The 18,397-nt window shown below is 74.8% G+C and carries 17 protein-coding genes and 2 pseudogenes; 16 read left to right on the top strand and 3 right to left on the bottom strand.

Annotation, left to right across the window (positions count from 1 at the left end):
• The first annotated feature begins 4 nt into the window (after positions 1-4).
• From AQJ66_RS25715 to AQJ66_RS25675, 9 genes are all read left to right on the top strand, one after another.
• Entirely contained in the window at positions 5-874 is an 870-nt protein-coding gene (locus AQJ66_RS25715; RefSeq protein WP_061926752.1) for an SCO4651 family lipoprotein, read from the top strand.
• 80 nt (positions 875-954) lie between these two features.
• Positions 955-1,494 (top strand): (2Fe-2S)-binding protein, encoded by a 540-nt coding sequence (locus AQJ66_RS25710; RefSeq protein ID WP_061926750.1) that lies wholly within the window; start codon positions 955-957, stop codon positions 1,492-1,494.
• Positions 1,491-2,486, top strand: a complete 996-nt coding sequence (locus AQJ66_RS25705) for an FAD binding domain-containing protein (RefSeq protein WP_061926748.1) — start codon at positions 1,491-1,493, stop codon at positions 2,484-2,486. The genes AQJ66_RS25710 and AQJ66_RS25705 overlap by 4 nt, the downstream gene beginning before the upstream one ends.
• 17 nt (positions 2,487-2,503) lie before the next feature.
• A complete protein-coding gene (locus AQJ66_RS25700; RefSeq protein ID WP_244162940.1) occupies positions 2,504-4,804 on the top strand; it encodes a xanthine dehydrogenase family protein molybdopterin-binding subunit in 2,301 nt (766 codons plus the stop codon).
• A gap of 138 nt (positions 4,805-4,942) precedes the next feature.
• Positions 4,943-5,737, top strand: coding sequence for a LytR/AlgR family response regulator transcription factor (locus AQJ66_RS25695; RefSeq protein WP_061926746.1), 795 nt, complete (start codon positions 4,943-4,945; stop codon positions 5,735-5,737).
• Between the two features lie 104 nt (positions 5,738-5,841).
• Complete coding sequence (locus AQJ66_RS40325) at positions 5,842-6,660, top strand: hypothetical protein (protein WP_244162939.1); 819 nt, start codon at positions 5,842-5,844, stop codon at positions 6,658-6,660.
• Complete coding sequence (locus AQJ66_RS25685) at positions 6,657-8,411, top strand: sodium/solute symporter (protein WP_061926744.1); 1,755 nt, start codon at positions 6,657-6,659, stop codon at positions 8,409-8,411. The genes AQJ66_RS40325 and AQJ66_RS25685 overlap by 4 nt, the downstream gene beginning before the upstream one ends.
• Positions 8,408-9,607: a sensor histidine kinase gene (locus AQJ66_RS25680; protein ID WP_061926742.1), complete on the top strand. Its 1,200-nt coding sequence runs from the start codon at positions 8,408-8,410 to the stop codon at positions 9,605-9,607. The genes AQJ66_RS25685 and AQJ66_RS25680 overlap by 4 nt, the downstream gene beginning before the upstream one ends.
• A gap of 15 nt (positions 9,608-9,622) precedes the next feature.
• Positions 9,623-10,183, top strand: a complete 561-nt coding sequence (locus AQJ66_RS25675) for a DUF6817 domain-containing protein (RefSeq protein WP_061926740.1) — start codon at positions 9,623-9,625, stop codon at positions 10,181-10,183.
• Between the two features lie 111 nt (positions 10,184-10,294).
• Here AQJ66_RS25675 and AQJ66_RS39520 read toward each other — a convergent pair whose 3' ends face one another.
• On the bottom strand, positions 10,295-10,450 hold the full coding sequence (locus AQJ66_RS39520; protein ID WP_167359186.1) for a DUF6131 family protein: 156 nt from the start codon (positions 10,448-10,450) through the stop codon (positions 10,295-10,297).
• Positions 10,451-10,572: 122 nt separating this feature from the next.
• Entirely contained in the window at positions 10,573-10,998 is a 426-nt protein-coding gene (locus AQJ66_RS25670) for an ATP-binding protein (protein ID WP_061926738.1), read from the bottom strand.
• A 197-nt stretch (positions 10,999-11,195) separates the two neighbouring features.
• Between AQJ66_RS25670 and AQJ66_RS25665 the strand changes: the two genes are divergently transcribed.
• The 4 genes from AQJ66_RS25665 to AQJ66_RS25650 all read left to right on the top strand — a co-directional run bounded on the left by AQJ66_RS25665 (position 11,196) and on the right by AQJ66_RS25650 (position 15,592).
• Positions 11,196-11,960 (top strand): IclR family transcriptional regulator, encoded by a 765-nt coding sequence (locus AQJ66_RS25665; RefSeq protein ID WP_061926736.1) that lies wholly within the window; start codon positions 11,196-11,198, stop codon positions 11,958-11,960.
• A gap of 48 nt (positions 11,961-12,008) precedes the next feature.
• The gene (gene glpK, locus AQJ66_RS25660; RefSeq protein ID WP_061926733.1) at positions 12,009-13,523 is read left to right on the top strand and encodes a glycerol kinase GlpK; all 1,515 of its coding nucleotides are present in this window, start codon (positions 12,009-12,011) and stop codon (positions 13,521-13,523) included.
• A 102-nt stretch (positions 13,524-13,625) separates the two neighbouring features.
• Complete coding sequence (locus tag AQJ66_RS25655; protein WP_061926731.1) at positions 13,626-14,639, top strand: 2-hydroxyacid dehydrogenase; 1,014 nt, start codon at positions 13,626-13,628, stop codon at positions 14,637-14,639.
• Positions 14,640-14,704: 65 nt separating this feature from the next.
• Positions 14,705-15,592 carry a DMT family transporter gene (locus AQJ66_RS25650; protein WP_061926729.1) on the top strand — a complete coding sequence of 296 codons (888 nt, stop codon included), beginning with the start codon at positions 14,705-14,707 and terminating at the stop codon, positions 15,590-15,592.
• A 10-nt stretch (positions 15,593-15,602) separates the two neighbouring features.
• On the opposite strand, the gene AQJ66_RS25645 is transcribed toward AQJ66_RS25650, so the two are convergent.
• Positions 15,603-16,529 carry a DMT family transporter gene (locus AQJ66_RS25645; protein WP_061926727.1) on the bottom strand — a complete coding sequence of 309 codons (927 nt, stop codon included), beginning with the start codon at positions 16,527-16,529 and terminating at the stop codon, positions 15,603-15,605.
• A 191-nt stretch (positions 16,530-16,720) separates the two neighbouring features.
• Here AQJ66_RS25645 and AQJ66_RS25640 point away from each other — a divergent pair, with 191 nt between their 5' ends.
• The 3 genes and pseudogenes from AQJ66_RS25640 to AQJ66_RS25635 form a co-directional block, all read left to right on the top strand.
• Positions 16,721-17,167 carry an SPW repeat protein gene (locus AQJ66_RS25640; RefSeq protein ID WP_061926725.1) on the top strand — a complete coding sequence of 149 codons (447 nt, stop codon included), beginning with the start codon at positions 16,721-16,723 and terminating at the stop codon, positions 17,165-17,167.
• A 119-nt stretch (positions 17,168-17,286) separates the two neighbouring features.
• A pseudogene (locus tag AQJ66_RS41050) lies at positions 17,287-17,457 on the top strand (hypothetical protein); the annotation flags it as partial.
• 49 nt (positions 17,458-17,506) lie between these two features.
• Positions 17,507-18,151, top strand: a pseudogene (locus tag AQJ66_RS25635) (thiamine pyrophosphate-dependent enzyme); the annotation flags it as partial.
• Positions 18,152-18,397 lie beyond the last annotated feature (246 nt).

Below are 18,397 nucleotides of genomic sequence, written 5' to 3'. Positions count from 1 at the left end.
CACGGTGTCGACAGCGCAGACCGCACGGGCCGCCGCCGCGCTCGTCCTCGCCGCCGCGGCCCTGGCCGGCTGCGGCAGCGAGGACGGCTCCGGGAAGGCCGCGGACGCGCGGCGCGGCCCGAGCGCGACCCCGCCCGCCCGCGCCGTCCAGGACGCCTACGGCCGGACGGTGGCCGCCGGCACCGCGAAGCTGGCCGTCAGCAGCAAGGTCGTCGCCGAGGGGCAGGCCCTCACCGCGCACGGCAGCGGCGTCGCCGACCTGAAGCGCGGCGCGAGCCGGATCGAGCTGACCACGCAGGGCACCACGGTCGAGCAGCGGGTCGTCGACGGGGTCGTCTACCAGAAGCCCTCCGGCGGGCAGCGGGGCGCCGTACCGCACGGCAAGACCTGGCTGAGGATCGACCTCGGCCGGTTGGCACGCCAGGGCTCGGCCGGGCAGTCCCGGGTGAGCGACCCGGCCGAGCCCGTGCGCTACCTCAAGGACGCCGGTGCCGGGCAGGTCACCCGGGTCGGCGCGCAGACCCTCGACGGCACCCCGACGACCCACTACCGGGTGACGGTGCCCCTGTCCGCCCTCACCCGGGGCGACGCCGGCCAGGCGCGGGAGCTGCGCCGGCAGCTCGGCCGGTCCTCGCTGCCCGTGGACGTCTGGCTGGACGGGCGGGGCCGGATGCGGCAGGAGAGCGTCCGCCTGACCCTGCACCCGCTCGAGGGCCGCACCCCGGGACAGGGCAGCAGCCGGGTCACCAGCACGACCGTGCTCCGCTTCAGCGGCTTCGGCACCGACGCGCGGATCACCGCGCCGCCCGCCGGGGACACCGCCGACATCACCGACCGGATGACCAAGAGCGGTGGGACCACCGCGACGAGCTGAGCCGGGGGACGTGTGAGGTGCCGCGGCGTGGATACGCGGTGTGCACGGCACCAGGCCCCTGGCGGAAGGCCCACCCTGCCATGACCAGCGACAACCGGCTCGGCCCGCACTCGGAGATCACCCTCCGGGTGAACGGCAAACCCCACACCCTGCTCGTCGACCACCGGCGGGTCCTGCTCGACCTGCTGCGCGAGGACCTCGGCCTGACCGGGTCCAAGAAGGGCTGCGACCACGGCCAGTGCGGCGCCTGCACCGTGCTGGCCGACGGGCGCCGCGTCAACAGCTGCCTGCTCCTCGCCGTCACCCTCGACGGCAGCGAGGTCACCACCATCGAGGGCCTGAGCGGCGACGGCGAGGAGCCGCACCCCCTGCAGCGGGCCTTCCTGGAACGCGACGCCTTCCAGTGCGGGTACTGCACCCCGGGACAGATCTGCTCCGCCGTCGGCATGCTCGCCGAGGCCGCGGCCGGCCACCCCTCCCACGTCACCGACCCCGCCGAGCCCTCCGGCCGGCCCGTCCCGCTGGACCGGACCGAGATCCGCGAACGGCTCAGCGGCAACCTGTGCCGGTGCGGGGCCTACCCGCGCATCGTCGACGCCGTGGAGGACGTGATCCGGTGAAAGCGTTCGGATACGTGAGGCCGCGCACCGTCGAGGAGGCAGCGGAGGCGTACGCCGCCCACCCCGGCGCCCGCTACCTCGCCGGCGGCACCAACCTGGTCGACCTCATGAAGCTCGGGGTGGAGAGCCCCGCCGTCCTCGTCGACATCGGCCGGCTGCCGCTGGACACGGTCGAGGAGCGGCCGGACGGGTCGCTGCGCGTCGGCGCCACCGTGCGCAACAGCGACCTGGCCGCGCATCCGCTGGTCCGCGACCGCTACCCAGTGCTGTCCCAGGCCCTGCTCGCCGGCGCCTCCGGGCAGCTGCGCAACGCGGCCACGACCGGCGGGAACCTCCTGCAGCGGACGCGCTGCCCCTACTTCCAGGACCTGGACAAGCCCTGCAACAAGCGCGTGCCGGGCAGCGGCTGCGCCGCCCTGGCGGGCGTCCACCGCGACCACGCCGTCTTCGGGCACTCCGACCGGTGCATCGCCACCCACCCCTCCGACATGGCCGTGGCGCTCGCCGCCCTGGACGCCCGCGTCGAGCTGTACGGCACCGAGGGCACCCGCAGCATCCCGGTGGCCGACTTCCACCGGCTGCCCGGTGAGCACCCGGAACGGGACACCGAGATCCGCCCCGGCGAACTGATCACCGGCGTGCTGCTCCCGGCCGCCCGGGCCGGCGTCCCGTCCGCCTACCGCAAGGCCCGCGACCGCGCCTCGTACGCCTTCGCGCTCGCCTCCGTCGCCGTCGTGCTGCGCGTCGCGGACGGCGTCGTCGACCAGGTGGGCCTGGCCTTCGGGGGCCTGGCGCACCGCCCCTGGCGGGCCCACCACGCGGAGACGGCCCTGCTGGGCGCCGCCGCGACCCCGCCGGCCTTCGAGGGCGCGATCGACCTGGAACTGGAGCGGGCGGAGCCCCTGCGGGACAACGCCTTCAAGGTCCCGCTGGCCCACAACCTGGCCCTGGACACCCTGACCCGCCTGGCCCCGGCCCCCAGCCCCGTCTGACCCACCCAGGAGCCCCCATGCCCCCCACCGACCCGACCCCGCAGGTGGCCGGCGGCGGCCCGTCCGGTGACGACCCCCTGGTCCCCGGCGCCCTCCCCGCCGAGGACGTGGCGGCGGGCTGGACGGAAGCCGCCGGTGCGGGCGGCAGCGCCCGTACCGCGCCGCCCTCCGAGGCGCCCGGGGCCCGCGCGGTGCGGACCTACGAGGAGCCCGCGCCCCGTACCGGGGCCGCCCTCGGGGCCGCCGCCGGGCGGCGCGAAGGGCGGGAGAAGGTGAGCGGGGCGGCCCGGTACGCCGGTGAGCACCACCTGAGCGGGCGGGTGTACGGGTGGCCGGTCCCCGCCGGGATCGCCCGGGGGCGGGTGACCGGGGTGGACACCTCGGCCGCTCTCGCGCTGCCCGGAGTGCTCGCCGTGCTCACGCCGGGCGACGCACCCCGCCTCGCCGAACCGGACGACGCCACCCTCGCCCTCCTGCAGAACCCCCGCGTGCCGCACCGCGGCTGGTGCGTCGCCCTGGCGGTGGCCGAGACCCCGGAATCGGCGCGGGACGCCGCGCGGGCGGTCCGCGTCACGTACGCCCGCGAGCCCCACGACGCGGGCCTGCGGCCGGACCACCCGGACGCCTACGAGCCCGAGGAGGCCAACGGCGGCCAGCCCGGCCGGCTCGAACTGGGCGATCCGGCGGCCGCGTTCGCCGCCGCCCCGGTCCGCGTGGACACCGCCTACCGGGTGCCGCCGCTGCACAACCACCCCATGGAACCCCACACCACCACGGCCGACTGGGACGGGGACCGGCTCACGGTGTACACCTCCAGCCAGGGCGGCACGACCGTGCGCTCCGTCCTCGCCGGCCTGTTCCGGCTGCCCGAGGAGCAGATCACCGTCATCGCCGAGCACGTCGGCGGCGGCTTCGGCTCCAAGGGCACCCCGCGCCCCGACGTCGTCCTCGCCGCCATGGCGGCCCGGCGTACCGGACGGCCCGTCACCGTGGCCTTCCCCCGCCGCCACCTGCCCACCACCGTCGGCCACCGGGCCCCCACCCTGCACCGGCTGCGGCTCGGCGCCACCCCGGACGGCCGCCTCATCGCCCTGCTGCACGAGGTGACCACCCACACCTCCCGGGTCAAGGAGTTCGTGGAGCAGGCCGCCGTCCCCTCCCGCGTCATGTACGCCGCCCCCCACCTGCTCAGCACCCACACCGTGGTGCCGCTCGACGTCCCCACCCCCTCCTGGATGCGCGCCCCCGGCGAGGCCCCCGGCATGTACGCCCTGGAATCCGCCATGGACGAACTCGCCGGCGCGCTCGGCCTGGACCCGGTGGAGCTGCGGATCCGCAACGAGCCCGAGCGGGACCCGGGCACCGGCAGCCCGTTCAGCAGCCGGCACCTCGTCGAGTGCCTGCGCGAGGGCGCCCGCCGCTTCGGCTGGGACCGCCGCGACCCCCGCCCCGGCACCCGCGCGGACGGCCCGCTGCTCCTCGGCACCGGCGTCGCCGCCGCCACCTACCCCGTCATGGTCAGCCCCTCCACCGCCACCGCCACGGCCCTGCCGGACGGCACCTTCGTCGTCCGGGTCAACGCCTCCGACATCGGCACCGGCGCCCGCACCGTCCTCGCCCAGGTCGCCGCCGACGCCCTGCACGTCCCCCTGGACCGGGTCCGCACCGAGGTGGGCCGCACCGACCTGCCCCCCGCCCCGCTGGCCGGCGGCTCCTCCGGCACCGCCTCCTGGGGCTGGGCCGTGCACGAGGCCTGCACCGACCTGGCGGCCCGGCTCGCCGCGCTCACCGGCCCGCTGCCCACCGAGGGGATCGAGACCCGCGCCGACACCACCGGCCGCGCCGACGCCGACACCCCCTACGCCCGGCACGCCTTCGGCGCCCACTTCGCCGAGGTCGCCGTCGACACCGTCACCGGCGAGACCCGGGTACGGCGGCTGCTCGGCGTCTACGCCGCCGGACGCATCCTCAACGCCCGCACCGCCCGCTCCCAGTTCGTCGGCGGCATGACCATGGGCCTGGGCATGGCGCTCACCGAGGGCAGCACCCTGGACCGCCCCTTCGGCGACTTCACCGAGGCCGACCTCGCCTCCTACCACGTGCCCGCCCACGCCGACGTCCCCGACATCGAGGCCGACTGGATCGAGGAGGACGATCCCCACCTCAACCCCATGGGCAGCAAGGGCATCGGGGAGATCGGCATCGTCGGCACCGCCGCCGCGATCGGCAACGCCGTCCACCACGCCACCGGCATCCGCTTCCGCGACCTGCCCCTCACCCCCGACCGCATCCTCGGCGCCCTGCTCCGCGAGGGGTGACGGCCCGACGGACGGGCGCGGAGGAGGACCGCCGCGGTGACGGTCTGCCGTGAGGCGGCGACGCGGCCTTGGCCGGGCGGGGCGGGTGCGGAAAGGATGAGGGCAGGACGAGGACGGGGCGGGGGAGGGGAGCGGACGATGCGGGACACGCTGCGCGCGCTGGCCGTCGACGACGAGGAACCCGCGCTCGAGGAGCTGGTGTACCTCCTCGGCGAGGACCCGCGGATCGGCACGGTCGTGCCCGCGCTCGACGCCGCCGGGGCGCTGCGCCGGCTCGAACGGGCCAGGGACGCCGGGCCCGACGCCCCCGAGGCCGTCGACGTCGTCTTCCTCGACATCGACATGCCCGGCCTCGGCGGCCTGGACCTCGCCCAGCTGCTCGGCGGCTTCCCCGCTCCGCCGCTGATCGTCTTCGTCACCGCCCACGAGGACTTCGCCCTGCGCGCGTTCGACCTCAAGGCCGTGGACTACCTGCTCAAGCCACTGCGCAGGGAGCGCTTCGCGGAGGCCGTGCGGCGCGTCGCCGAGCTGACCCGGGCCCGCACACCGGACGGCCCCGGCCGGGAGCCCGGCGGCACGCCCGGCGACCAGGTCCCCGTGGAACTGGGCGGGGTCACCCGGTTCGTGCCCATCGCCGACATCACCTACGTCGAGGCCCACGGCGACTACGCCCGCCTGCACACCCCGCACGGCAGTCACCTGGTGCGCATCCCGCTGTCCGCCCTGGAGGAGCAGTGGCGCTCGCGCGGCTTCGTGCGCATCCACCGCAGCCGGCTCGTCGCCCTCGGCCGCATCGAGGAACTCCGCCTGGACGGAGGCAACCTGACCGTGCGGATCGGCGACCGCGTCCTCGCCGTCAGCCGCCGCAACGCCCGCGAACTGCGCGACCTGCTGACCCGGCGGGCCCGCGGCACCGTCGACCGGCCGCGCTGACCACCCGGACGTCAGCCGAACCTCGTCGCGCGTCTACCTGACCCCTGGCGCGCTGCGTACACTCGCCGCAACAAGCTGATCACCGCGGCGTCGGGGAGTGCGTCATGGGTCCGGATCCCGTCCCTCACGAGGAGACGGCCCCGGGACGCGGAGCGGCTGCCGTCGGGGCCGGGGAAGCCGCCGACGCGCGCGGGGAGACGGCGGCCGAGGGCCGGGAGGCCACGGGCAGCGGCCGTGAGAACGTCATCGGCGGCCCGGCAGGCGCCGACGGCCGGGGAGACGCCGTCACCGGGTACGCAGAGGCGGGCACCGCGGGCCGGGAGACCGGCGGCGGGCGCGGAGAGGTCGTACCCGGCAGCCGGGAAGTCGTCGGCAGCCGAGGTGAGTCCGTGAGCGGCAGCCGGGAGACCGCCGGCGGGCGCCGAGCGGCCGCCGGCCCGCGCGGAGAGGCCGCGAGCCCACGTGGAGAGATCGGCGCCGGAGACGGGGAAGCCGCTCGCGGGTGCGGCGAGGGCTTCGGCGGGCGCGGGGAGACGGGCGCCGGGGGCCGAGCAGCCGCCGGCGGCGGCCATGAGCCCCGCACCGGCGGCCGGGTGAGCGCCGACGCGCGCCGCGAGGTCGTCACCGCGGGGCCCCGGGGCCCGCGTGCCGGTCTTCCGCCACCCCGCACGGCGGCCGTGCCCGGATCCGGTGCGCCGGTCGCGGCGCTGATGCGCCGTCAGTTGCGGGCCGCGCTCACCGCGGTGGCCCTGCTCGCGGTCTCGCTCGGCCTGCTCCCCGTGCTGCTGGCCGGTGCCGGGCCGGACGTCCCGCTCGCCGTCTGGCTCGTCCTGGGCGCGGCGCCGTACCCCGTCCTGCTGGGCGCGGGCGCCTGGTACGTCCGCCGTGCCGAGCGCAACGAGGGTGACGTGACCGGGCGTTGAACCAGACGTACGGAATCGCCGGGGTGTCGGCCGTGGTCCTCGCCACGGTGCTCGTCGGCGCGCTCGGGCTGCGCGTCTCGCGGACCACCTCCGACTTCTACGTCGCCTCCCGCAGCGTCCCGCCCCGCCTCAACGCCTGCGCCGTGAGCGGGGAGTACCTGTCCGCCGCGTCCTTCCTCGGCGTCGCCGGGCTCGTCCTCGCCCAGGGCGCCGACATGCTGTGGTTCCCCATCGGCTACACCGCCGGCTTCCTGGTCCTGCTCGTCTTCGTCGCCGCCCCGCTGCGCCGCTCCGGCGCCTACACGCTCCCCGACTTCGCCGAGGCGCGGCTGGAGTCCCGGGCCGTGCGGCGGATCGCCGGCGTCCTCGTCGTCGGGATCGGCTGGCTGTACCTGCTGCCCCAGCTGCGCGGCGCCGGACTGACCCTGCGGCTGCTCACCGGAGCGCCCGGCTGGTTCGGAGGCCTGGTCGTCGCCGCCGTCGTCACGGTCGCGGTGGCCGCCGGCGGCATGCGCAGCATCACCTTCGTCCAGGCCTTCCAGTACTGGCTGAAACTCACCGCCCTGCTGGTGCCCGCCGTGTTCCTGCTGCTCGCCTGGCGCGCGGACCGCGCCCCCACCCCCGTCTGGGACGAACGGCCGGTCTTCCAGCGCGCCACGCAGGTGCGCCTCGACCACCCGCTGACCCTCACCCTCGACGAACCGGTCCGGGTCACGGCCGCGTCCGGCACCGTCGACGGACGGCCGCGCGACGGCGGCCCGCTCACCCTCGGCCCGGGCACGCACCGCGTCGGCGCCGGCACCACCCTGCGCTTCCCGCCCGGCACCCCCGTACCGCTGCCTGACGACGAGGGCGGCCGGGCGGCCCCGTCCAGCTGGGCCAGGCCGCTGTCGGCCGGCCGGGAGCAGCACGGCCTGTACGCCACCTACGGGCTGATCCTCGCCACCTTCCTCGGCACCATGGGCCTGCCGCACGTCGTCGTCCGCTTCTACACCAACCCCGACGGCCGCGCCGCCCGCCGCACCACGGTCGTCGTCCTCGGCCTGCTCGGCGCCTTCTACCTGCTGATCCCCCTCTACGGCGTGCTCGGCCGGCTCTACGCCCCCGACCTGCTGCTCACCGGCGACACGGACGCGGCGGTCCTGGTGCTGCCCGAGCGGCTGGTCGGCGGCACCGGCGGCCACCTGCTCGGCGCCCTCGTCGCGGGCGGCGCCTGCGCGGCGTTCCTGTCCACCGTCTCCGGGCTCACCCTGTCCGTCGCCGGCGTCCTCGCCCAGGACGTGCTGCCGGCTCTCGGGATCCGGCACTTCCGGCTGGCCACCCTGCCGGCGATCGCGGTGCCCACCGCCGCCGGCGCCGTCGTCAGCGACCTGCCCGTCGCGGACGCGGTCGGCCTCGCCTTCGCCGTGTCCGCCTCCTCGTTCTGCCCGCTGCTCGTCCTCGGGATCTGGTGGCGCGGCCTGACCCCGCCCGGCGCGGTCGCGGGGCTGCTCCTCGGCGGCGGCTCGGCGCTGGCCGCGGTGACGGTGACCATCGCCGGCGGGGCCCGCTCCGGCTGGCTGCACACCCTGCTGGCCTGGCCGGCCGTCTGGTCGGTCCCCGTGGGCTTCGCCGCCATGGTGCTGGTGTCCCTGGCCACCCGCACCCGGATCCCGGCGAACGCCGCCGCCACGATGGCCCGGCTCCACCTGCCGGAGACCCTGACCGGCCGTACCGCCCCGGCCGGGAGCCCGCCCGGGGGACGCCCGTGAGCGTCCTGGGGGCCGTCGTCCTGGCCCTCGCCGGTCTCGCGCTGTTCGCCCTCGGCGCCGTCCTCGGGCACGCGGGCGCCCGCCGGCAGCAGGAGAACCCGGCCGGTCCCGGCACCCCCGTCGAGCGGGCCACGTTCCACACCCTGCACACCGCCTCGCTCGCCGCGCCGCCCCTGCGCGCCGGGCTCACCCCCGACACGGCCCGCAAGGCGGCCCGGCGGCTGCGGCCGCTGCTCGGCACGGTGGCCCTCGCCCTCACCGACGAGGAGTCCGTGCTCGCCTGGGACGGCGTCGGCGACCACCACCGCGCCGAGGCCGAGGCCCGGCTCGCCCACGCCGTGCGCACCGGCCGCCCGCAGACTTTCACGCTGTCCTGCGCCAACGACACCTGCCCCGTCCGCTGGGGCGTGGTGGCGCCGCTCGGCGCCGACGGCCGCGCCGCGGGCGCGCTCGCCGCCTTCGCCGACCAGGAGTCCGCGGGCGTCGTCCGGGCCGCCGAGGAGGTGGCCCGCTGGGTCTCCGTCCAGCTCGAACTCGCCGAACTGGACCGGGCCCGCTCCAGCGTCATCGAGGCCGAGGTACGCGCCCTGCGCGCGCAGATCTCGCCCCACTTCGTCTACAACTCGCTGGCCGTCATCGCCTCGTTCGTCCGCACCGACCCCGAGCGGGCCCGCGAACTCCTGCTGGAGTTCGCCGACTTCACCCGCTACTCGTTCCGCCGCGGCGGCGACTTCACCACGCTGGCCGAAGAGCTGCGCTCCATCGAGCAGTACCTCGAACTCGCCCGCGCCCGGTTCGGCCGGCGCCTCGAGGTCACCCTGCGCATCGCCCCCGAGGTGCTGCCCGTCACGCTGCCGTTCCTGTGCCTGCAGCCACTCGTCGAGAACGCGCTCCGGCACGGCCTGGAGGAGGCCGTGGACCGCGGCCGCATCACGATCGTCGCCGAGGACGAGGGCACCGAGGCCCGGGTCGTCATCGAGGACAACGGCGTCGGCATGGACCCGCAGCGGCTGCGCGAGATCCTGCGCGGCGCCGGCGGACCGTCCGCCGGCATCGGGCTGAGCAACGTGGACATGCGGCTGCGTCAGGTGTACGGCGACGGCCACGGCCTGGTCATCGAGACCGGCGTCGGCGCCGGCACGAAGATCACCGTACGCGTCCCCAAGTTCCGGCCGGGCATCCGTCCGGCGACCTGAGAGGAGAACCGACCGATGCACACCGACCCCGCCGTCGCCGCCGACCGCGCCGTCGCCCTGCTGCGCGAGCTGGGCGCCGAGGAGATGCCGCACCCCGGCGGCACCCTCCTGGCCCACCTGCGGCGCGTCCACGAGCGGCTCGCGCTGTGGCAGGCCCGCCCCGCCCTGCGGCTCGCCGGTCTGTGCCACGCCTTCTACGGCACCGACGGCTTCCCCGGCGCACTCCTCCCGCCGGAGCGCAGAGCGGACCTGCGGGCGGTGATCGGCACCGAGGCCGAGGAGATCGTCCACCTGTACGCCGCGTGCGACCGCACGGCCACCTACCCCGGCCTGGCCCGGCCCGACGCCCCGTTCCACGACCGCTTCACCGGCGTCGCCGCCGTACCGGATCCGCGGCTGCGCCGGGACTTCGCCGAACTGACGGCCGCGAACGAACTCGACCTCGCCCGCGTCGACCCCGCCTTCCGCGAGCGGTGGGGCCCCGACCTGCTCAGCCTGTTCACCCGCGTACGCGACCTGCTCAGCCCCGAGGCGTGGCTCGAGTGCCGGACGCTCCTGGCCGCCCCCGCATCGTGACCGCGCGTGGCCGCCGACCTGGGCGGCACCGCGACTACACGGGCGGTCCCCACCGTCACGTGAGGACGGGTGAGGACCGCTGTGGAGAGAGGTGGTGAGAGCGTCCGCCGCTCACCAATAGTGCTTGCGGCCGGCGACCGCGTGCCCCATGGCTCCCAGGATCCACAGGACCGCACCGATGACCACCAGGATGATGCCGATGGTCCACAGGATCGATACTCCTGTCAGGAAACCGATGATGAGCAGGATGATGCCGAGTGCGATCATGACGCGCCTCCAGCGGATAGCACTGCGGGTAGCAACGCTCCTTCCCTACTAGTTCCCCCGAGTGGGCCGTACGTGCATCCCGGCTCCGAATTTTCCCGCGGCGGCCGATCGGGCGCCGTCCCTCACACCGCCACGAGGTCCGCCCACCGCGTGACCCCGCCGGGGTGCACCCGGATGCCGTGCCGCTCCGCCAGGGCGTGCACGATCTCCTCGCCCCGGCCGTGCTCGTCCGGGTCGATCCCGGCGGGGGGCTGCCCGGCCGGACGCGCCGGACCGGCGTCGGTGACCTCGACCCGCAGGGTGCCGTGCCCGTCGCCCCCGGCCCACGCCAGCCGCAGCACCGCCGGCGGCAGCGCGTGCACCACGGCGTTCGTGAGCAGCTCCGACACCACCAGCAGGGCGTCCTCGGTGACCGCCTCGGTCACCCTCCAGTCGGCGAGGACCGCCCGCGCCCACCGGCGCAGGGCCGATACCGCATCCGCACCGGGCGGCAGCGGACACACGTGGTCGCGGGCCTCCGGAAGCAGCGTGTTGAGCTGTGCCGCCATGTTCTCTCCTGAGGTGTGTGCGGGCCGGCCGGACGCCGTCGTCCGAGGCGCTCTGCCGGGCCTCGTAGCACCGTAGGGAGACAAACCGGACAGGTCAATGAATCCCGGTCGGCATTGCCGAACGCCGGGCCGTCCACGGGGCCCCGGCACGGCAGTGCCCGGAAGCGGACCGCCGCGCGCGGTAATACGCTCGCATCATGGCCGGCCCAGTCCAGTCCATCGAACGGGCGGCGGCGATCCTGCGCCTGCTCGCCGGCGGTCCCCGCCGCCTGGGGCTCGGCGAGGTGGCGGCCTCGCTCGGCCTCGCGAAGGGCACCGCCCACGGCATCCTGCGCACCCTCCAGCACGTCGACTTCGTCGAGCAGGACGCGGCGACCGGGAAGTACCAGCTCGGCGCAGCCCTGCTGCACCTCGGCACCAGCTACCTCGACGTCAACGAGCTGCGGTCGCGCTCCCTCAACTGGGCCGACGCCCTCGCCGCCCGCAGCGGGGAGGCGGTGCGCCTCGGCACCCCCCTGGAGGGCAAGGTCCTCGTCGTCCACCACGTGTTCCGGCCCGACGACACGCTCCAGACCCTGGACGTCGGCTCGCTGCTCCCGCTGCACGCCTCCTCCCTCGGCAAGGTGCTGCTGGCCTACGGAACCGCCTCCCTGGAGCCCCCGGACGCGGAGCTGGAGGCCTACACCCGGCACACGCTGGTCACCCCGGAGCGGCTGGGCCGGGCCCTCGCGGAGGTCCGCGAGCTCGGCTGGGCCGCCGAGCTCCAGGAGATGAGCATGGGGGAGGGCGGGCTCGCCGCGCCGATCCGGGGGCAGGGCGGCCTCGTCGTCGGTGCCATCGGGCTGTCCGGCCCGGTCGAACGGCTCTGCGACGGTCCGGGCCATCCCCGTCCGAGCCTGATCACACTGCTCCGGGAGGCCGCCCGGGCGATCTCCAGAGACCTGGGCGCCGCCCGCTGGTAGCCCCGGCCGGCCCGCCGCTCCCCGACCCGTCGGAAGGCACACCCGATCATGGCTGAACGGTACGTAATGTCCATCGATCAGGGCACCAACTCCACCCGCTGCATCCTGTTCGACCACCGTGGGCGGCTGGTGTCGGTCGCGCAGCGGGAGCACCACCAGCACTTCCCCAGGCCCGGCTGGGTCGAGCACGACGCCGTCGAGATCTGGCAGAACCTCCAGCGGATCGTGCCCGAGGCGCTGTCCGGGGCGGGCGTCGACCAGGCCGGCGTCGCCGCCGTGGGCGTCGCCAACCAGCGCGAGACGACGGTGCTCTGGGATCGGCGGACCGGGGCCCCCGTGGGCCGGGCCATCGTCTGGCAGGACACCCGCACCGCCCCGCTCGTCGAGGAGTTCGGCGAGCGGCCCGGCGAGGAGTTCTTCCTCGAACGCTGCGGCCTGCCGCCCTCCACCTACTTCTCCGCCCTGCGGCTGCGCTGGCTCCTCGACCACGTGACCGGCCTGAGGCAGCGCGCCGAGGACGGCGAGGTGCTGTTCGGCACCATGGAGACCTGGCTGATCTGGAACCTCACCGGAGGCGCCGACGGCGGTCTGCACATCACCGACGCCACCAATGCCAGCCGCACCATGCTGATGAACATCCGCACCCTCACCTGGGACGACGAGCTGCTCGCCTTCTTCGGAGTGCCCCGCCCGATGCTGCCCGAGATCAGGTCCTCCGCCGAGATCTACGGCGAGGCCCGCGCCCTGCTGCCGGGCGTGCGCATCACGGCGGCCCTGGGCGACCAGCAGGCCGCCCTCTTCGGCCAGACCTGCTTCTCCCCGGGCGAGGCGAAGTGCACCTACGGCACGGGCAGCTTCCTGCTGCTCAACACCGGCAACGACCTCGTACGGTCGCGCCACGGGCTGCTCACCACCGTCGCCTACCGGATCGGCGACCAGCGGCCCGTCTACGCCCTGGAGGGCTCGATCGCGGTCACCGGGGCCCTGGTCCAGTGGTTCCGCGACCGGCTGGGGCTGATCAGCAGCGCCCCGGAGATCGAGACTCTCGCCCGGACGGTCGACGACAACGGCGGCTGCTACATCGTCCCCGCCTTCTCCGGCCTCTTCGCGCCCCGCTGGCGCAGCGACGCGCGCGGGGTCATCGTCGGCCTCACCTCGTACATCACCAAGGGCCACCTGGCGCGCGCCGTGCTGGAGGCCACCGGATGGCAGACCCGCGAGGTCGTCGACGCCATGAACGCCGACTCCTCGGTCGCGCTGAGGCAGCTGAAGGTGGACGGCGGCATGACCTCGGACAACCTGCTGATGCAGTTCGTGGCCGACGTGCTGGACGTGCCCGTGGTGCGGCCCCTGGTCGCCGAGACGGTCTCCCTCGGCGCGGCCTACGCGGCCGGGCTCGCCGCCGGCTACTGGCCGGACCTCGCGGTCCTGCGCAGCAACTGGCACCGGGCCGCCCAGTGGCTCCCCGACATGGACCCCGCCCGGCGCGAGGAGGAGTACGACAACTGGCGGCGCGCCGTCGAACGCTCCCTGGACTGGGTCAGACCTCCCCGATCCGGGTAGCCGAGGGGGTCCCCGAACCAGGGCCGACCGGCTCACGCCCCGGGGCGCGGGTCCCGCCTACGGTGAGGGGCAGGTTCGCCCGACCAGGCTGGAGGAGACCCGGTGGAGATCATCGCGTACGGCGTCCTCACGGACGAGGAGCCGTTGCTGCGGGAAGCGTTCGACGAGGCGTTCGCGGGCGCTCACGAGCTGCGCTGTCTGGGGCTGTTCCTGGACCGGGACACCGCGTTGACGGCGCAGGGCCACGAGATCGTGCTCAGCAGCGTCAACGACACCCTGGACGCGGAGGTGCTGCGCACCCTGGCCGAGGGCGGCACGCGGATGATCGCCCAGCGGTCCACCGGCCACAACAACGTCGACCTGACGGCCGCCCGGGACCTCGGCCTGACCGTCGCCCGGGTGTCGTACTACTCGCCGTACTCGGTCGCCGAGTTCGCCTGGACGCTGGCCCTGGCGGTCAACCGGCGGGTCGTCCGGGCCGTCCACCGCACCCGGGAGTTCGACTTCCGGCTCGACGGGCTGATGGGCCGCGACCTGCGCGGCCGGACGGCCGGGGTGGTCGGCACCGGCAAGATCGGGGCGGCCTTCGCCCGGATCGCCCACGGCTTCGGGATGCGGCTGCTGGGCTGGGACGTGGCCGAGAACCCCGACTGCCTCGCCCTCGGCATGGAGTACGTGTCGCGCGAGCGGCTGTTCGCGGAGGCGGACCTCGTCAGCCTGCACGTGCCGCTGCTGCCGGACACCCACCACCTCGTCGACAAGGAGGCCCTGGCGCTGATGAAGGACGACGCGATCCTCGTCAACTCCAGCCGCGGCGGTCTGGTGGACACCGACGCCCTGCTGGAGACGCTGCGCGCGGGACGGCTGAGCGGGGTCGGCCTGGACGTGTACGAGGAGGAGGCCGGGGTGTTCTTCCTGGACAAGTCGCTGGAGGTGATGACCGACGAACGCCTCGCGCGGCTGATGACCTTCAGCAAGGTGCTCGTCACCTCCCACCAGGCGTACTTCACCCGGGAGGCCGTCGGCCAGATCGCCCGCACCACCGCCGCCAACGTCGCGGACCACCTCGCGGGCCGCTCCGGCGAGAACACACTCGTGGGACCCGAACCCGCGTAAAGACGACCGGCACGGGGTATTCCGGGTGGCCGGTACTCGAACGGGGCGCACAGCTAGGACGGACCATGCTCTACGTCTTCGGCCTCGCCTCGGCTTGCCTGCTGGGTATCGGGTTCGTGCTCCAGCAGCACGCCGCCGAACGGGCGCCGAAGGCGGACATGCTGCACTTCCGGCTGCTGTGGGACCTCGCCCACAGCGGCCTGTGGCTGGCCGGCATCGCCTGCATGGTGGGCGGCCAGATCCTCAGCGCCGTCGCCCTGGCCTCCGGTGACCTCTCGCAGGTGGAACCGCTCCTGGTGACCAACCTGCTGTTCGCCATGGCGGCGGCGCGCCGGCTCACCGGCCAGCGGCTGGGCGCCTCCGGCTGGGTGGGGGTGCTGCTGCTCAGCGGGGGCGTGGCCGTGTTCATCCTGGCCGCCCGGCCCACGGGAGGGCCGGCGGACGTCGGTGCGTTCCGGCACTGGCTGGTCATCGGGCTGGTGATCGGCTCCGCTCTGGCGCTGATCGCCGTCGCCCGTCATCTGCCGCTGTTCGACGAGCCGCCGCTGCTGGCCGCCGCCGCGGGCATCCTGTACGGGCTGCAGGACGCGCTGACCCGGGTGTCCACCGGCATCCTGGGCGACGGGGGGATCCTCGCCCTCCTCGTGCGCTGGGAGCCGTACACCCTGGTCGCGCTCGCCGTGACCGGCCTGATGCTGGTGCAGAGCGCCTTCGAGGCGGGGCCGCTGCGGATGTCCCTGCCGACCCTGACCGCCGCCGAACCGCTCGCCGGCATCGCCTGCGGCATCGGCTTCCTCGGCGACCGCCTGCGCACCGACCCGGCCGCCCTGGCCGGCGCGAGCGCGGGCCTGGTGGCCATCGTCGCCGGTGTCTTCCTGCTGGCCCGGCACCCCGCGATGCCCGGTCACCGCACCGCCGACGGCGACGAGCGCGAGAACTGCTCCAGCGAGTAGGGGAGCGCCGTCACGGGTTCCGGCCGGCGTCCGCGGACTGCTCGGGCGCCGTGTCCCAGGCACCGCTGACCGAGGGCGCGCTCGCCAGGCCGATGCTGCCCGCGCCGATCAGCAGGACGCCGATCAGCTCGGGCACCACGCGCGCGCCCAGCCCGATGCGCTCGTCGAACAGGGCCCACCCGAGCGCGACGCTGGTCAGCGCGTCCCCGAGGGTGAGCGCGGGCTGCGAGGCGGTCAGGGAGCCCGCCCGGAACGCCCCCTGCAGTAGCAGGAAGCTGACCAGGCCGGCGACGGCCGTGGCGTACAGCGACCAGTGCCCGAACACGGCACCCGGCCCCTGCCCGATCCGCCCCACCACTTCCTTCATCAGCGCCGCGGTGCACGCGAACGACACCGCGGACGCCAGGCCCAGCAGGGCGGCGCGCGGCGCCCCCGAGCGCGTCCGGGCCAACCCGACCAGCAGCGCCACCAGGACCAGCAGCGCCCCTCCCGCCATGAGCCAGAGCTCGCCGGAGGCGGTCGTCACGCCGGTGGAGGGCGCGGCCGCCGCCAGGAAGAGGGCCAGGCCCAGGCCGAGGGCCGCGAACGCCAGCCAGGTGCGGCGGTCGGGCCGGTGGTGGAAGACCGCACTGCCCACCACGAGGGTGAACAGCAGCTCGGTGGTCAGCAGGGGCTGGACGACGGCCAGACTGCCCACCGACAGCGCCGACGCCTGCAGCAGGCTGGACACGATCAGCAGGGACGTGCCGATCAGCCAGTGCGGCCGGCGCGTCACCTTGGACAGCCAGCGCACCGCCCGCCGGGCCTCGCCCTGACCGTCCTGCGCGTCCGCCGCGCCACGCTGCTCCTCGTCGGCCGCGGCGCGCCGCTGCAGCACCGAGGCGGACGCGTTGGACAGCGCCGCGAGCAGCGCGAGGACGATGGTGAGGGGTCCCATGTCCACTCATCCGAGTCGGGCGGCGAAGGGCATGGAACGCGGAGTATCCCCGGGACCACCTGCCGAAACACCCTCCTGCGGGCACTCTTGCAAAGAATCACGGCAAATCGAAACGAAAGGGCATAAAGCCTGAATAAAGGGGGACCCTTGCATGAGGCAATGAACTCCCTCGCGGAGAGGAGACGACAGCCATGTCGTATCCACAGCAGTCCGGCGGCATGAGCACGCATCCCGAGTTCGCGGAGATGCGGGACAGGCTCGAGCGGACGGCGTCCAGCGGCCAGGCGATCGCCGTGGAGGGCCTCGTCCTCCTCGCCGGTGTCTACGCCGCAGTCTCGCCCTGGGTCGTGCACTTCACGAACGACAGCTTCATCACGGTCAACAACCTGATCGTCGGCATCGGTATCGCCCTGATCGGGCTCGGCCTGGCCCTGGCCCCGGAGCGGATGTTCCGCGTGGCGTGGGTGCTCGTCCCGATGGGCGTGTGGCTCCTGATCTCCCCCTGGGTGGTCACCGCCGGCCACAGCGCCCGGGCCGGGATCATCTGGAACAACTGCTGGCTGGGCGCGATCACGGCACTGCTGGGTCTCGCCGCCATGGGACTCACCATCGGCCGCACCAGGCGCCCCACCCGCTGACCCCCCCGGTGCCGTACCCGCCGTTCCGCGCGGGCACGGCACCCCCGTGATCCGGCCGATCCACGCAATTCCGCCCGTGCGAGTGGCCTCGCGGCCCCCGCCGTTCACCGGAAACGCCCGTGGGTCACCCGCAGGTGACGCAGAGACCGGGTCCGAGGGAGTTCGCCAAGACACTGGTGGCCGATTACTTGTTGCAGCGCCTGCGGGAGCGGGGCGTCCACAGGATCTACGGCTATCCGGGCGACGGGATCAACGGACTGCTCGGCGCGTTCGACCGGGCGGCGGGTGATCCGGAGTTCATCCAGACGCGGCACGAGGAGATGGCAGCGTTCATGGCGTGCGCGCACGCCATCGGGCACGAACTGGTGGGCGCGCCACCTGAAGCTCCGCCAGGGCATGCAGGCGTCGCTGTCCGGCACGCTGGCGACGATGGGGCCGGGGACGCCGTACGCGATCGCGGCCCGGTTCGCCTACCCCGACCGGCCGGTGATCGCCTTCGTCGGCGACGGCGCGTTCCAGATGAACGGCATGGCCGAGATGATCACGGTCAAGCGGTACCTGGACCGGCTGTCCGGCCCGGCGCCGTTCGTCTTCTGCGTCTTCAACAACCAGGACCTCAACCAGGTCACCTGGGAGCAGCGCGCCATGGCCGGCGACCCGAAGTACCCGGGCTCGCAGTACATCCCGGACGTGCCGTACGCGGCCTACGCCGAACTCCTCGGCCTGAAGGGCATCCGCTGCGAGAAGCCGAACGAGGTCGGGGCCGCGTGGGACCAGGCGCTCGCCTCCGACCGCCCCGTGGTGCTGGAGTTCAAGGTCGACCAGGAGATCGCGCCGATCCCGCCGCACATCACGCTCGAACAGGGCAGGAAGACCGCCAAGGCGGCGCTGCACGATCCCGAGAAGGTGGGCATCATCGCCAAGGGCGTACGGCAGAAGCTCACCGAGTACGCCGGGCACCTCCCCGGCCGGGGGCAGAGATGAGCCCGGCCCGGCGCCCCGACGACGAGGCGCACGGCCGCGGCCTTCAGCCGTGGCCGTCCCGTCACCGGCGCCCGCCGGCGTTCGGCGCGGCGGGAGCGGCGGCCGCCGCGGGCGTGGCCGCCGCGGTCAACCGGCCGGCGGTGTCGGCCGGCGGGCGCTGAACCGAAGACCGGAAGGGTCGCTCCACCGAGGGGCGCCCCCCGCCTGAGAGCGCTCTCTCAATGGGCGTTCCCCGCTCCTTCAGGG

This window comes from Streptomyces bungoensis (assembly GCF_001514215.1).
Classification (GTDB): Bacteria; Actinomycetota; Actinomycetes; order Streptomycetales; family Streptomycetaceae; genus Streptomyces; species Streptomyces bungoensis.
This window is presented reverse-complemented; position numbering and strand designations above follow the sequence as displayed.